The organism is Kitasatospora sp. NBC_01266, from assembly GCF_036242395.1.
Taxonomy (GTDB): Bacteria; Actinomycetota; Actinomycetes; order Streptomycetales; family Streptomycetaceae; genus Kitasatospora.
In genome coordinates this window covers 6,084,012-6,097,488 of the sequence record NZ_CP108458.1, presented here as the reverse complement: position 1 = coordinate 6,097,488, position 13,477 = coordinate 6,084,012, and the positions used below count along the sequence as shown (strand labels likewise).

The window sequence follows — 13,477 nt, the reverse complement described above, 5'->3', positions numbered from 1 at the left end:
GCCGTTTCGGAGCGACCGGCCGCCGCGCAGATGCCGCCGCCCCGGCCTCAGTTGTCAGCGCTCGGCGTCAGGTCAAGGGACCGGGCCTCCTCCAGGACGCGGTAGCCGACCGCGGTGTAAAGCGACATCGCGACCTCGTTGCCGCCGAAGACGTTGAACATCAGGACCTGGTCGCCGGCGGCCCGGGTGGCCTGCTCGCCGACCGCCATGGCCGTGCGGCCGTGGCCCCGGCCGCGGAACTCGGGGTGGACCACCAGCGAGTAGCCGTAGGTGACGCCGGGGAGGTGGCGGTGCCGCAGCCAGCCGTTGCCGATCACCTGGCCGTCGGCTTCCAGCACCAGCAGGGTGGTGTCGGGCGTGGCCAGGCCCTCGGGGAGCAGCCGGTGGTAGTCCTTCTCGGCCTGCTCCTGGGCTTCCTCCGGGGTACGGGAGCCGGCCCGCACCATGTCGGCGGCGTAGCGCTGCTGCCCGGCGGCCTGCCAGGCCGGGAACTCGGCCTCCGTGATGGGCCGGTGGGTCACCCCGGCGGGCGGCTCGGCCGGGGTGGTGATGACCTTGATCCGGGTCTGGGCGCGGACCGGGTAGTCGGCGAACTCCTCGTCCGGCGCGGCCAGCCGCACCCACACCTTCGTCGCCCCCTGCTCCTGGCACCAGCGGCGCGCCCAGGCGTGGGCCGCGCGGCGGTGGGTGGCCTGCCCGTCCTGGTCCGGGTCGAGGGCGGGGTCGGTCCACAGGTCGCCGATCCGGCCGACGAGGTCGCCGTCCCGTTCGGCGACGCCGACGACGACCTGCCCGACCCGGCGGCCGTCCTCGTCGAGGATCGCTGCCGCCGTCCAGTCGCCGCCGCTCAACTCCATGACCGAGGTGGCGAACTCGGCCACGGCCGGCTCCGGCAGGCCGGTTGCCCGGTAGGCGTCGATGAGGCGCTGCCGGAAGCCGGGCTGCCAGTCGGAGGGGGCCGCGAGGAGGGCGAAGTCTGTCATCCGGGCAGGATAAGGAGATCAACTCCCCGAATGTCCAGTGGTTTTCGCACACCCCGTCAGGTCGGCCCGGTCCGTCACCGTCAGGAAGCGACCGATAGCTGCGACAGCGGCGACAGCGGCCAGCAGCGGCCGACAGCAACCGACAGCGGCGCTACGGCTCGCCGGTTGCCCGCCAGAGTCGCGCCCGGGCCATCAACTCGGCGACCAGCTCGGACTTCTCGGCGACGTAGCGGCCACGCTCCGCGGCGTACCGGACGGCCAGGGCCTGCTTGACGCCGGCGTACCGGCGGGCCGCGTCGTGGTCGGACCTGAGGCAGTCGCGGAACAGCCGGTAGTCGTCCGGGATCGGCGAATCGGCGGCCAGGACGTGCAGGTGGTGGGTCCGCCGGCCGGCTGCCACCTTGCGGAAGAAGACGTGCCGCGCGTCCCCGGCGAACGAGCCGGGCCGGTACTCGTAGCCCAACCGGCCGAGGGCGGCGCTCCGTTCCAGCACCGCGCCGACGTCCGTGACGACCACCAGTACGTCGATGGTCGGCTTGGCGCACAGGCCGGGCACGCTGGTGGAACCGACGTGCTCGATGGCCAGCGCGTCGGGCAGCAGTCGGGCCAGCAGCGCCCGCTCGACGGCGAACTGCTCGGGCCACCGCGGGTCGTAGTCGACCACCTCGACCGTCCTGGTCTTCCCTGGACCGTATTCCACGCTGCCATCCTCTCGCCTCGGCCAGCCGGCTACCCCGCCCTACTCCAGCACCTGGTGGCTCTGCCGCCGCACGGCGTCGGGGGTGACGGGTGTGAAGAAGTTGATCAGATTCCCGTCGGGGTCACGGAAGAGCAGGGAGCGGTTGCCCCACGGCATCGTCGTCGGCCGCTGGACGAACTCGCAACCGAGGGACGTCAGCCGCTGGTACTCGGCGTCGACGTCGGCGACGTGGAATTCGGTGATCACCGTGCGGTTGGCAGCCGGTTGAGCGGAGTCGGCACCGAACAGCGCCACGGTGCGGCTGCTCGCGACCGCCAGCGTGCACGAGGGCATCAGGAGTTCGGCGAAGTCAGGGGTCGACCACCGCGCCGAAACGCCGGTGGCCTGTTCGTAGAACTCGACCAGGCGGGCGACGTCATGGGTGATCACGCGGATCGAGGCGAAGTACACGAGCGGCTTCCTGTCACTGTCGGGGACGGCACCGGGTGAAGGCACCCGGATGAAGGGGCACTCCGAACGCTAGGACCGATACCGGGCAGAAACCGCCCGGTATCGGCGCCAGACTTATGGAGTGACCTCATCGACCGCCCGGGTGCTCGCGCTGCTGGAGATCCTCCAGGGCGGCGGCCTGCGCACCGTCCCCGACCTGGCCGCTCGCCTTGACGTCGACGAACGCACCGTGCGTCGCTACGTCGGCCACCTGCTGGATCTCGGTGTGCCCGTCGACTCGGTGCGCGGCCGCTACGGCGGCTACCGGCTCGCCCCCGGCTACCGGATGCCCCCGCTGATGCTGACCGACGAAGAAGCCCTGGCCGTGCTGCTCGGTCTGCTGGCCGACCGCGGGGCCGAGCACCGCAGCACGTCTGCGGCGGCGAACGAGAGCGCCACGGCGAAACTGCTGCGGGTACTGCCCAAATCCCTGGGGCAACGACTGCACGCCCTGCTGGCGACGGCCGAGTTCACCGCGCGACCCCGGCGCGGCACCGCCCCGGAGGCGGCTCTGCTGCTCGAACTCGCCGAGGCCGCACGTCGGCAGCGGCCGGTGGCGATCAACTACACCGACCGCAAGGGCCGCAGCAGCGACCGCACCGTCCTGCCCTACGGTCTCGTGGCGCATTCGGGACGGTGGTACCTCACCGGCGCCGACCCGGCCGGCCAGCAGGTACGCACCTTCCGGCTGGACCGGATCACCGCCTTGACCATGGGATCGGGCTCGTTCGTCGTCCCGGCCGGATTCGACCCGGTGAGCACGGTGCTGGACAGCCTCGCGGATGCGCCCTGGACCCACGAGGTGTCGCTGCGGATCCAGGGCAGCGTCCAGCACATCCGCAGCCAACTCCCGGCCGGAATCGCCACCTTGACCGCGATCCCGGCGACGGCCGCACGCGACGACACCAGCCGGGCCGATGCGGCCGACGAAGGCGACAAAGCCAACGAAGCCGACGCATGGGTGCACGTCCGGATTCGGGCCGAACGGCTGGACTGGATTCCCCCGGTGCTCGCCGCCCTGGACCGCCCGTTCGTCATCGAACACCCCGCCGCCCTGCGCGATCGGGTGCGCGCGCTGGCTCGCCGGCTCGACGGGTACGCCACCGACGACCGAACCGCCGACGGGGCCGGGGAATGAACCCAGGCCCCGAGGAAGCGTGTTGACGTACCGTCACCCAGTCAGGCAGCCGGCTGCTTGCAGTAGTGGGCGGCGATGTCCTCCAGCAGACCGGGCCCCGTCGGCTGCCACCCCAGCAGCTCGCGGGTCAGCGTGTTCGAGGCCGGACCGTCGACGGCGAGGAAGCCGGCCAGCCAGGTGAAGTGCCCGGCCGCCTCCTCGGGAGTCAAGGAGACCACCGGGACGTCCAGTTGCTCCCCGATCACCTCGGCGATGGCGCGCAGCGGCACACCCTCCTCGCCGACGCCGTGCAGCGCCGATCCCGCCGGGGCCTTCTCCACCGCCAGCCGGAAGAGCCGGGCGGCATCGAGCCGGTGCACGGCCGGCCAGCGGTTGGCGCCGTCGCCGATGTAGGCCGAAACGCCCTTCTCCCGGGCGATGTTGACGACGTTCGGGATGAACCCGTTGTCTCCGTCGCCGTGCACCGACGGGGCGAGGCGCACCACGGAGGAGCGAATGCCGCGCGCGGCCAGCCCGAGGGTGAACTGCGCGTTCGCCAGCCGGGCCTGCGGGCCGCCGCCCAGGTGAGCCAGGTCCGCCGGGTCGCGCCCGTCCGCCTCGGTGGCCACCCGCCCCGAGGCGAGCCCGAGCGCGCCGCCGGCGATCACGAACGGCCGGTCGGAGCCCGCGAGGGCCTCGGCGAACGTCTCGATGACGCGGCGGTCCGTCGAGGCGGCGCCCTCGAAGTCCCCCGAGAAGGCTCGGTCGTGCTGGAACGCGAGGTGGATCACGCCGTCCGACGCGGCGGCCGCGCCGCGCAGGCCGTCGAGATCGTCCAGCGTGCCGCGCAGCACCTCGGCCCCGGCCTTGGCGAGGGCGGCGGCCCCGGCGTCCGAGCGGGCCAGCCCGACCACCTCGTGACCTGCGTCGATGAGCTCGGGAACAACGGCGGATCCGATCCAGCCGGACGCGCCGGTGACAAACACACGCATGAGAGACCTCCAGATGATGGGCTGTTCTCGCGACAGGTCCTGCGCCCGGACAGTCGAGGCCGGTCGAGGCAGGTAGAAGCCGGTCGAGGCCGGTCGCTGTCCGCCACTGCTTGCCGCTCCCGCTGATGCCCTTCGGCGGCAGGAGAGTTGATGGCAGGGCATGGCAGTGGCGGCCGCTCGACGGCACGCGGTACCGCTCGGCACTGCTCGGCACTGCTCGATGTCAGGCGCTGTCATCAGCTTAGCTCCGATGCCAGGTGATGTCATCCACTGCCATCGCATAGAATCAGGGCCATGGGGCGATGGGAGCCGAACGCGCGCGGCAGGCTGATGCAGGCTGCGATGGAGCTCTATGTCGAGCACGGGTACAGCCAGACCACGGTGGCCGAGATCGCCAAGCGGGCAGGGCTGACCGAGCGAACGTTCTTCCGGCACTTCGCCGACAAGCGCGAGGTGCTGTTCTGGGGCGCGGGCGAACTGCAGGACCTCATGGTGAGCGCGATCGCCGAGGCGCCCGCTTCCGCTCGCCCGATCGACGCGATCGGCGCGGCACTGGACGCGGCCGGCACCATGTTCCAGGGGCGCCTCGAGGGCTCCCGGCGCCGTCAGTCCATCGTCTCCGCCAACCCGGAGCTGCGGGAACGCGAGCTGATCAAGCTCGCCACCCTGGCCTCGGCGATGGCCGAGGCACTGCGCGGACGCGGGGTCCCCGAACCGGCCGCGAGCCTGGCCGCCGAGGCGGGGATCGCCGTCTTCCGGGTCGCGTTCGAACGCTGGATCGAGCAGCGCGGCGAGGAGCGGGAAGTGGCGGACGTGCTCCGGGAGTCGCTCGCCGAGTTGCGGGCCTTGGTCGCGGGCGACTGATCATCGCGGCCCGTCCCCAACGCAGCCCGGCGCCCGGGACTTCGGCACTGGCCACGGTGACGACGGTCATCGCCAGGTCATCAGCCGGATCACCGGCTGCCGCGTTGCCCCAGTCGATCACCACCGGTCCCCGCGCGGTCAGCATGACGTTGCCCGGGTGCAGATCCAGGTGCAGCACCCGAGCATCGGCAGCCCCACCGAACCGCTCGGGCAGCCAGCCGGGCGCCGGCAGCGCGTGCAGCCGTTCGTGCATCTCACCCAGCAGCCGCCCGAGTTCGCCGGCCCGCCAGGGGCGCCGGGCGAACGCCTCCAGCGTGGTCGGCCCGTCCAGCCGCTCCAGGGCCCGTCCTGCTGGCCGACGCCCCGATCGGCTGGGCCTTCCTCCCCCGCCCGCCCCGGCACAGCTAGTGTGATGCGCCGCAAATCACGAGGGTAACTATTGCTGTGATGGTTGCTGGCGAGGAGGGTTGATCTTGGCGAGGTAGTCGGCGAGGGACTTGAGGATTTCATCGGCGGTCTTGGTCCAGGTGAACGGTCTCGGATCCTGGTTCCAGGTGTCGATCCAGGCCTTGATGTCGTCTTCGAGGGCTTTGACGGAGGTGTGGACGCCGCGGCGGATGAGCTTGTCGGTCAACAGGCCGAACCAGCGCTCGACTTGGTTGATCCAGGATGAGCCGGTTGGGGTGAAGTGGACGTGGAAGCGTGGGTGCCGGCTGAGCCAGGTTCTGATCTCGGCGGTGTTGTGAGTGCTGTAGTTGTCACACACCAAGTGCACGTCGAGCTGGGCGGGGACGGCCTTGTCTATGGTGATCAGGAATTTCTTGAACTCCAGGGCCCGGTGGCGGCGGTGGAGTTCGCTGATGACGGTTCCGTCGGCGATGTTGAAGGCCGCGAACAGGCTGGTGATGCCGTGCCGCAGGTAGTCGTGGGTGCGGCGTTCGGGCATGCCTGGCATCATCGGCAGCACTGGCTGGGACCGGTCCAGCGCCTGGATCTGGGACTTCTCGTCGACGCAGAGTACGACGGCCTTCTCGGGCGGGTTGTGGTAGAGCCCGACGACGTCCACCACCTTGTCCACGAACTGCGGGTCGGTGGAGAGCTTGAAGCTGTCCTGAAGGTGGGGCTTGAGGTCGAACCTCTTCCAGATCCGCCCGATGGTCGACTTCGACAGCCCCGTGCGGGTGGCCATCGAGGCCCGCGACCAGTGCGTGTCCTGACCCGGGGCGGACTCCAGAGTGGCGACGATGACGTCTTCGACCTGATCGAGCAGGATCGAGGGCGGCCTGCCTGGACGCGGCTCATCCTGCAAGCCGTCCAGCCGCTTGTCGATGAACCGGGCCCGCCAGCGCTCCACGGTCGACTCGTCGACGCCCAGGTCCATCGCCGCCTGCCGGTTCGTCCCGCCCTCCGCGCAGCGCAGCACGATCCTGGCCCGCAGCGCGAGAAACTGCGCGGTCTTCGCCCGTCTCGCCCAGCGCACCAACTGGTCCCGCTCGGCCTCACTCAGGACCAGGTCGGCCTTCGGTCGACCGATACGGCCCGCATCCTGCAAGCCGGCCAGCCCCTCGGCCGCGAACTTGCGCCGCCACTTGGACACCGTCTTTGCCTGGACGCCAACTTGCTCCGCGGCAGCGGCATTCGACTTACCGTCAGCGCACGCCAGAATGATCCGGGCCCGCTCGGCCGCTCTCCGGTCCCACGACCCGGCCCGACGCACCAACTCGGCACGCTCGTCACCAGACAGCGTGATCGCCACGGCAGAAGGTCCAGGATGCGCCACTCTAAAAGGGTATCAACTTACCTCGTGATTTGCGGCGCATCACACTAGTGTGATGCGCCGCAAATCACGAGGGTAACTATTGCTGTGATGGTTGCTGGCGAGGAGGGTTGATCTTGGCGAGGTAGTCGGCGAGGGACTTGAGGATTTCATCGGCGGTCTTGGTCCAGGTGAACGGTCTCGGATCCTGGTTCCAGGTGTCGATCCAGGCCTTGATGTCGTCTTCGAGGGCTTTGACGGAGGTGTGGACGCCGCGGCGGATGAGCTTGTCGGTCAACAGGCCGAACCAGCGCTCGACTTGGTTGATCCAGGATGAGCCGGTTGGGGTGAAGTGGACGTGGAAGCGTGGGTGCCGGCTGAGCCAGGTTCTGATCTCGGCGGTGTTGTGAGTGCTGTAGTTGTCACACACCAAGTGCACGTCGAGCTGGGCGGGGACGGCCTTGTCTATGGTGATCAGGAATTTCTTGAACTCCAGGGCCCGGTGGCGGCGGTGGAGTTCGCTGATGACGGTTCCGTCGGCGATGTTGAAGGCCGCGAACAGGCTGGTGATGCCGTGCCGCAGGTAGTCGTGGGTGCGGCGTTCGGGCATGCCTGGCATCATCGGCAGCACTGGCTGGGACCGGTCCAGCGCCTGGATCTGGGACTTCTCGTCGACGCAGAGTACGACGGCCTTCTCGGGCGGGTTGTGGTAGAGCCCGACGACGTCCACCACCTTGTCCACGAACTGCGGGTCGGTGGAGAGCTTGAAGCTGTCCTGAAGGTGGGGCTTGAGGTCGAACCTCTTCCAGATCCGCCCGATGGTCGACTTCGACAGCCCCGTGCGGGTGGCCATCGAGGCCCGCGACCAGTGCGTGTCCTGACCCGGGGCGGACTCCAGAGTGGCGACGATGACGTCTTCGACCTGATCGAGCAGGATCGAGGGCGGCCTGCCTGGACGCGGCTCATCCTGCAAGCCGTCCAGCCGCTTGTCGATGAACCGGGCCCGCCAGCGCTCCACAGTCGACTCGTCGACGCCCAGGTCCATCGCCGCCTGCCGGTTCGTCCCGCCCTCCGCGCAGCGCAGCACGATCCTGGCCCGCAGCGCGAGAAACTGCGCGGTCTTCGCCCGTCTCGCCCAGCGCACCAACTGGTCCCGCTCGGCCTCACTCAGGACCAGGTCGGCCTTCGGTCGACCGATACGGCCCGCATCCTGCAAGCCGGCCAGCCCCTCGGCCGCGAACTTGCGCCGCCACTTGGACACCGTCTTTGCCTGGACGCCAACTTGCTCCGCGGCAGCGGCATTCGACTTACCGTCAGCGCACGCCAGAATGATCCGGGCCCGCTCGGCCGCTCTCCGGTCCCACGACCCGGCCCGACGCACCAACTCGGCACGCTCGTCACCAGACAGCGTGATCGCCACGGCAGAAGGTCCAGGATGCGCCACTCTAAAAGGGTATCAACTTACCTCGTGATTTGCGGCGCATCACACTAGTGTGATGCGCCGCAAATCACGAGGGTAACTATTGCTGTGATGGTTGCTGGCGAGGAGGGTTGATCTTGGCGAGGTAGTCGGCGAGGGACTTGAGGATTTCATCGGCGGTCTTGGTCCAGGTGAACGGTCTCGGATCCTGGTTCCAGGTGTCGATCCAGGCCTTGATGTCGTCTTCGAGGGCTTTGACGGAGGTGTGGACGCCGCGGCGGATGAGCTTGTCGGTCAACAGGCCGAACCAGCGCTCGACTTGGTTGATCCAGGATGAGCCGGTTGGGGTGAAGTGGACGTGGAAGCGTGGGTGCCGGCTGAGCCAGGTTCTGATCTCGGCGGTGTTGTGAGTGCTGTAGTTGTCACACACCAAGTGCACGTCGAGCTGGGCGGGGACGGCCTTGTCTATGGTGATCAGGAATTTCTTGAACTCCAGGGCCCGGTGGCGGCGGTGGAGTTCGCTGATGACGGTTCCGTCGGCGATGTTGAAGGCCGCGAACAGGCTGGTGATGCCGTGCCGCAGGTAGTCGTGGGTGCGGCGTTCGGGCATGCCTGGCATCATCGGCAGCACTGGCTGGGACCGGTCCAGCGCCTGGATCTGGGACTTCTCGTCGACGCAGAGTACGACGGCCTTCTCGGGCGGGTTGTGGTAGAGCCCGACGACGTCCACCACCTTGTCCACGAACTGCGGGTCGGTGGAGAGCTTGAAGCTGTCCTGAAGGTGGGGCTTGAGGTCGAACCTCTTCCAGATCCGCCCGATGGTCGACTTCGACAGCCCCGTGCGGGTGGCCATCGAGGCCCGCGACCAGTGCGTGTCCTGACCCGGGGCGGACTCCAGAGTGGCGACGATGACGTCTTCGACCTGATCGAGCAGGATCGAGGGCGGCCTGCCTGGACGCGGCTCATCCTGCAAGCCGTCCAGCCGCTTGTCGATGAACCGGGCCCGCCAGCGCTCCACAGTCGAATCGTCGACGCCCAGGTCCATCGCCGCCTGCCGGTTCGTCCCGCCCTCCGCGCAGCGCAGCACGATCCTGGCCCGCAGCGCGAGAAACTGCGCGGTCTTCGCCCGTCTCGCCCAGCGCACCAACTGGTCCCGCTCGGCCTCACTCAGGACCAGGTCGGCCTTCGGTCGACCGATACGGCCCGCATCCTGCAAGCCGGCCAGCCCCTCGGCCGCGAACTTGCGCCGCCACTTGGACACCGTCTTTGCCTGGACGCCAACTTGCTCCGCGGCAGCGGCATTCGACTTACCGTCAGCGCACGCCAGAATGATCCGGGCCCGCTCGGCCGCTCTCCGGTCCCACGACCCGGCCCGACGCACCAACTCGGCACGCTCGTCACCAGACAGCGTGATCGCCACGGCAGAAGGTCCAGGATGCGCCACTCTAAAAGGGTATCAACTTACCTCGTGATTTGCGGCGCATCACACTAGTGCCGCGTCAGGCAACTTTTGCCCGTCAAGGAGCGGCGTCCGGTGCGTGCTATCGGCGTGCCGGCCGGAAGACCTCGTACTGGACGTACTTGGGCTTTCGGCCGGTGCGGCGAGAGTGCGTGCCGGGCGTCGCGACGGGGCGAAGGTTGCCTGACGCGGCACTAGTTGGCCCGTTGGGGTGAATGCAGCGCCATTGCCACCTCGCTCGCCGACCGGCCCGAACAGCCTCCGGATCATCCGCAGAAGGGGGCATCATGAGTGCCATGACGCATGAGCATCCGGTCGAGGCGACACCGACGCAGGAGGAGATCCTGCTGGAGGACTTCCTCAGCCTGGCCACCCCCGAGGGCTTCCGAGCCGAGCTCATCGAGGGAGAGATCAGCGTGTCACCACCGACCGACGGGGAGCACGAGCACTACCTGAGCAAGGTGGTCCGCCAGATCATCAAGAACTCGGCCGTGGAGATGGACGTCTCCGGCCACAAGGGCCTGCTCCTCACCCGTGGCGGGCGCTGCCCCAAGAACCACGCCATCCCGGACCTCACCTTCGCGCCCGAGGATCGTCGGCTCTTCCTGGGCGCACCGCCCTGGATGCCCCCCGACGGCGTGGCCATGGTGGTCGAGGTGACGTCCGGCAAGCCCGTCCAGGACCGGATCGCCAAGCGCCACTGCTACGCCCGCGGCGGCATCCCGCTCTACCTCCTCATCGACCGCGAGGAGTCCAAGGCGACCGTCTTCAGCGCCCCCGAGGGCGAGGAGTACACCGCCTCCCACCTCGCCCCCTTCGGCAAACCGCTCCCGCTCCCCGCCCCCTTCGACTTCGAGCTGGACACCGCCCCGTTCCTCTAGCCCGGCCGAGCACGAAGGCCCGCACCCGAAATCACCGGGATGCGGGCCTCAGCCGTAAAACGCCGTAAAACGCGGCGACCACTCAGCCGCGCGTCGCCATCGCGCGCAGGAAGAAGGTCAGGTTGGCCGGGCGCTCGGCCAGGCGGCGCATGAAGTAGCCGTACCACTCCTGGCCGTAGGGCAGGTAGACCCGCATGGTGTTGCCGGCCTCGGCCAGGCGCAGCTGCTCCTCGGGGCGGATGCCGTAGAGCATCTGGTACTCGAAGCTGTCGCGGGTGCGGCCGTTCCACTCGGCGAGCTGGCCGGCGATCTTGATCATGTTGGGGTCGTGCGAGGCGATCATCGGGTAACCCTCGCCCGCCATCAGGACCTTGAGCGCGCGGACGTAGGCCAGGTCGACGTCGTGCTTGCCCTGGAAGGCGACCGACTCCGGCTCCTTGTAGGCGCCCTTGCAGAGGCGGACCCGGGAACCGGCGGCCGCGAACTCCTTGCAGTCCTCCTCGGTGCGGCGCAGGTAGGCCTGCAGCACGACGCCCAGCCACGGGAAGTCGGCGCGCAGCTCGCGGGCGATGCCCAGCGTCGAGTCCGTGGTGGTGTGGTCCTCCATGTCCAGGGTGACCGTGGTGCCCGCGGCGGCGGCCGCCTCGCAGATCCGGCGGGCGTTCTCCAGCGCGATCTTCTCGCCGTCCACCGGGAGGAACTGGCCGACCGCGGAGAGCTTGACCGAGACCTCGGCGTTGGCCGCGAGGCCGGTCTCCTTGAGGGCGGCCAGCAGCAGCTCGTAGGCCTCGGCGGTGCCGGCGGCCTGGGTGGCGTCCTTGGTGTCCTCGCCGAGGTGGTCGAGGGTGACCTTGCGACCGGTGGCGACCAGCTCGTCGGTGGCGGTGATGCCCTGGTCGAGCAGCTCGCCGGCGACGAAGCGCTCGACTATCGCGTGGGTCGGCGGGAACTTCTCCACGAGGGTGCGCACCTGCGGCGAGCGGGAGGCGGCGAGGAGGGCGGAACGGAGCATCGGTACTCCTGGATCACAGGGTGTGGGGGACGAGACGGGGGAGCGAAAAAGGGTGGGGCGGCGGCTGAGGGTGGGCCGCCGCCCCGGGAGAGTGGACCTGGTCAGCCCATGTGCGGGTAGCGGTAGTCCGTCGGCGGGACGAACGTCTCCTTGATCGACCGGGTCGAGGTCCAGCGCGCCAGGTTCTGCTTGGCGCCGGCCTTGTCGTTGGTCCCGGAGGCCCGGCCGCCACCGAAGGGCTGCTGGCCGACGACCGCGCCGGTCGGCTTGTCGTTGATGTAGAAGTTGCCGGCCGCGAAGCGCAGCTTGTGCATCGCGTCCTGGGCGGCGGCGCGGTCCTGGGCGATGATCGCACCGGTCAGGCCGTAGGGCGAGACCGACTCCATCTGCGCGAGCATCTCGTCGTACTTCTCATCCTCGTACACGTACACGGCCAGGATCGGGCCGAAGTACTCGTCGCGGAAGTACTCGCTCGCCGGGTCGGTGCAGACCAGCACGGTCGGGCGGACGAAGTAGCCCACCGAGTCGTCGTAGCTGCCGCCGGCCAGCACCTCGACCGAGGGGTCGGCCTGGGCGCGGTCGATGGCGGCCTTGTTCTTGGCGAACGAGCGGTCGTCGATCACGGCGCTCATGAAGTTCGCCAGGTCGGTGACGTCGCCCATGGTCAGACCCTCGACCTCGGCCCGGAACTCGTCCTTCAGGCCCGCCCAGAGCGAGGCGGGGACGTAGGCGCGGGAGAGCGCCGAGCACTTCTGGCCCTGGAACTCGAAGGCGCCGCGGGTCATCGCGGTCTTCAGCACCTTGGGGTCGGCCGACGGGTGGGCGACCAGGAAGTCCTTGCCGCCGGTCTCGCCGACGATCCGCGGGTAGGTGCGGTAGCCGGCGATGTTGTTGCCGACCTCGCGCCACAGGTGCTGGAAGGTCGCGGTGGAGCCGGTGAAGTGGATGGCGGCCAGCGCGGGGTGCTTCAGCGCGACCTCGGAGACGGCCAGGCCATCGCCGGTCACCATGTTGATGACGCCCTTGGGCAGGCCCGCCTCCTCCAGCAGCTCCATCAGCAGGTGCGCGGAGAACTGCTGGGTGGGGGACGGCTTCCAGAGCACCACGTTGCCCATCAGCGCCGGGGCGGTGGGCAGGTTGCCCGCGATGGCGGTGAAGTTGAACGGGGTGATCGCGTAGACGAAGCCCTCCAGCGGGCGGTGGTCGCTGCGGTTCCACACGCCGTCCGAGGAGACCGGCTGCTCGGCGATGATCTGCCGGGCGAAGTGCACGTTGAAGCGCAGGAAGTCGATCAGCTCGCAGGAGGAGTCGATCTCGGCCTGCTGGGCGGTCTTGGACTGGCCGAGCATCGTGGCGGCGGCCAGCGTCTCGCGCCAGGGGCCGGCCAGCAGGTCGGCGGCCTTGAGGAAGATCGCCGCCCGCGAGTCGAAGGAGAGCGCCTGCCAGGCGGGAGCGGCCGCCAGCGCAGCGTCAATGGCGTCCTGCGCGTCGGCCTGGGTGGCGTTGCGCAGGGTACCGAGCCGAGCCGCGTGGTTGTGCGGCTGGACGACGTGGATCTCGGTGCCCGCGCCCATCCGGCGCTCACCGTTGATCGTCATGGTCAGCTGGACGGGCTCCTGGCCCCCCAGCTCCTTCAGCTTCGCCTCCAGGCGAGCCCGTTCCGGGCTGCCGGGGGCGTAGCTGTGGACCGGCTCGTTCACCGGCGCGGGGACCTGGGTCACAGCATCCATGAGCGCGCGCTCTCCTTCGAGTCGTGGGGGTGGCCAGTGCGGGGGTCACACGCGGGCCATGAAGGAACGTTAAG

12 protein-coding genes and 1 pseudogene are annotated in these 13,477 nt (G+C 69.3%); 3 read left to right on the top strand and 10 right to left on the bottom strand.

Translation table 11 applies throughout. The annotated features are described in order from the left end of the window. Positions 1 to 47: 47 nt before the first annotated feature. The 3 genes from OG403_RS26460 to OG403_RS26450 all read right to left on the bottom strand — a co-directional run bounded on the left by OG403_RS26460 (position 48) and on the right by OG403_RS26450 (position 2,133). Positions 48 to 983, bottom strand: a complete 936-nt coding sequence (locus OG403_RS26460) for a GNAT family N-acetyltransferase (RefSeq protein WP_329568542.1) — start codon at positions 981 to 983, stop codon at positions 48 to 50. Between the two features lie 151 nt (positions 984 to 1,134). Next, positions 1,135 to 1,683, bottom strand: coding sequence for a GrpB family protein (locus tag OG403_RS26455; protein ID WP_329568540.1), 549 nt, complete (start codon positions 1,681 to 1,683; stop codon positions 1,135 to 1,137). Positions 1,684 to 1,722: 39 nt separating this feature from the next. Continuing rightward, entirely contained in the window at positions 1,723 to 2,133 is a 411-nt protein-coding gene (locus OG403_RS26450) for a VOC family protein (RefSeq protein WP_329568537.1), read from the bottom strand. A 121-nt stretch (positions 2,134 to 2,254) separates the two neighbouring features. Here OG403_RS26450 and OG403_RS26445 point away from each other — a divergent pair, with 121 nt between their 5' ends. Further along, on the top strand, positions 2,255 to 3,310 hold the full coding sequence (locus OG403_RS26445; RefSeq protein WP_329568536.1) for a helix-turn-helix transcriptional regulator: 1,056 nt from the start codon (positions 2,255 to 2,257) through the stop codon (positions 3,308 to 3,310). A gap of 41 nt (positions 3,311 to 3,351) precedes the next feature. Here OG403_RS26445 and OG403_RS26440 read toward each other — a convergent pair whose 3' ends face one another. Beyond that, positions 3,352 to 4,281 carry an SDR family oxidoreductase gene (locus OG403_RS26440; RefSeq protein ID WP_329568534.1) on the bottom strand — a complete coding sequence of 310 codons (930 nt, stop codon included), beginning with the start codon at positions 4,279 to 4,281 and terminating at the stop codon, positions 3,352 to 3,354. 294 nt (positions 4,282 to 4,575) lie between these two features. Between OG403_RS26440 and OG403_RS26435 the strand changes: the two genes are divergently transcribed. Further along, positions 4,576 to 5,145 carry a TetR/AcrR family transcriptional regulator gene (locus OG403_RS26435; protein WP_329568532.1) on the top strand — a complete coding sequence of 190 codons (570 nt, stop codon included), beginning with the start codon at positions 4,576 to 4,578 and terminating at the stop codon, positions 5,143 to 5,145. A gap of 16 nt (positions 5,146 to 5,161) precedes the next feature. On the opposite strand, the pseudogene OG403_RS26430 reads toward OG403_RS26435, so the two are convergent. The 4 genes and pseudogenes from OG403_RS26430 to OG403_RS26415 all read right to left on the bottom strand — a co-directional run. Next, a pseudogene (locus OG403_RS26430) lies at positions 5,162 to 5,458 on the bottom strand (phosphotransferase family protein); the annotation flags it as partial. 123 nt (positions 5,459 to 5,581) lie between these two features. Then, the gene (locus OG403_RS26425) at positions 5,582 to 6,901 is read right to left on the bottom strand and encodes an IS630 family transposase (protein WP_329560820.1); all 1,320 of its coding nucleotides are present in this window, start codon (positions 6,899 to 6,901) and stop codon (positions 5,582 to 5,584) included. 100 nt (positions 6,902 to 7,001) lie between these two features. Beyond that, the gene (locus tag OG403_RS26420) at positions 7,002 to 8,321 is read right to left on the bottom strand and encodes an IS630 family transposase (protein WP_329560820.1); all 1,320 of its coding nucleotides are present in this window, start codon (positions 8,319 to 8,321) and stop codon (positions 7,002 to 7,004) included. A 100-nt stretch (positions 8,322 to 8,421) separates the two neighbouring features. Further along, positions 8,422 to 9,741 carry an IS630 family transposase gene (locus OG403_RS26415; RefSeq protein WP_329561723.1) on the bottom strand — a complete coding sequence of 440 codons (1,320 nt, stop codon included), beginning with the start codon at positions 9,739 to 9,741 and terminating at the stop codon, positions 8,422 to 8,424. 326 nt (positions 9,742 to 10,067) lie between these two features. Here OG403_RS26415 and OG403_RS26410 point away from each other — a divergent pair, with 326 nt between their 5' ends. Further along, entirely contained in the window at positions 10,068 to 10,661 is a 594-nt protein-coding gene (locus tag OG403_RS26410) for a Uma2 family endonuclease (protein ID WP_442910989.1), read from the top strand. An 82-nt stretch (positions 10,662 to 10,743) separates the two neighbouring features. Here the strand turns inward: OG403_RS26410 and OG403_RS26405 are convergent, their stop codons facing one another. Together OG403_RS26405 and pruA are read right to left on the bottom strand one after the other, a co-directional pair. Continuing rightward, on the bottom strand, positions 10,744 to 11,673 hold the full coding sequence (locus OG403_RS26405) for a proline dehydrogenase family protein (protein ID WP_329568529.1): 930 nt from the start codon (positions 11,671 to 11,673) through the stop codon (positions 10,744 to 10,746). Positions 11,674 to 11,774: 101 nt separating this feature from the next. Continuing rightward, the gene (pruA, locus tag OG403_RS26400) at positions 11,775 to 13,403 is read right to left on the bottom strand and encodes an L-glutamate gamma-semialdehyde dehydrogenase (protein WP_329568527.1); all 1,629 of its coding nucleotides are present in this window, start codon (positions 13,401 to 13,403) and stop codon (positions 11,775 to 11,777) included. Between the last annotated feature and the right edge of the window lie 74 nt (positions 13,404 to 13,477).

Excerpts from the sequence above, each read along its gene's own strand:
- OG403_RS26435 (WP_329568532.1), top strand. The coding sequence starts at position 4,576 with ATGGGGCGATGGGAGCCGAACGCGCGCGGCAGGCTGATGCAGGCTGCG.
- OG403_RS26440 (WP_329568534.1), bottom strand. The coding sequence starts at position 4,281 with ATGCGTGTGTTTGTCACCGGCGCGTCCGGCTGGATCGGATCCGCCGTT.
- OG403_RS26460 (WP_329568542.1), bottom strand. The coding sequence starts at position 983 with ATGACAGACTTCGCCCTCCTCGCGGCCCCCTCCGACTGGCAGCCCGGC.
- OG403_RS26410 (WP_442910989.1), top strand. The coding sequence starts at position 10,068 with ATGAGTGCCATGACGCATGAGCATCCGGTCGAGGCGACACCGACGCAG.
- pruA (WP_329568527.1), bottom strand. The coding sequence starts at position 13,403 with ATGGATGCTGTGACCCAGGTCCCCGCGCCGGTGAACGAGCCGGTCCAC.
- OG403_RS26405 (WP_329568529.1), bottom strand. The coding sequence starts at position 11,673 with ATGCTCCGTTCCGCCCTCCTCGCCGCCTCCCGCTCGCCGCAGGTGCGC.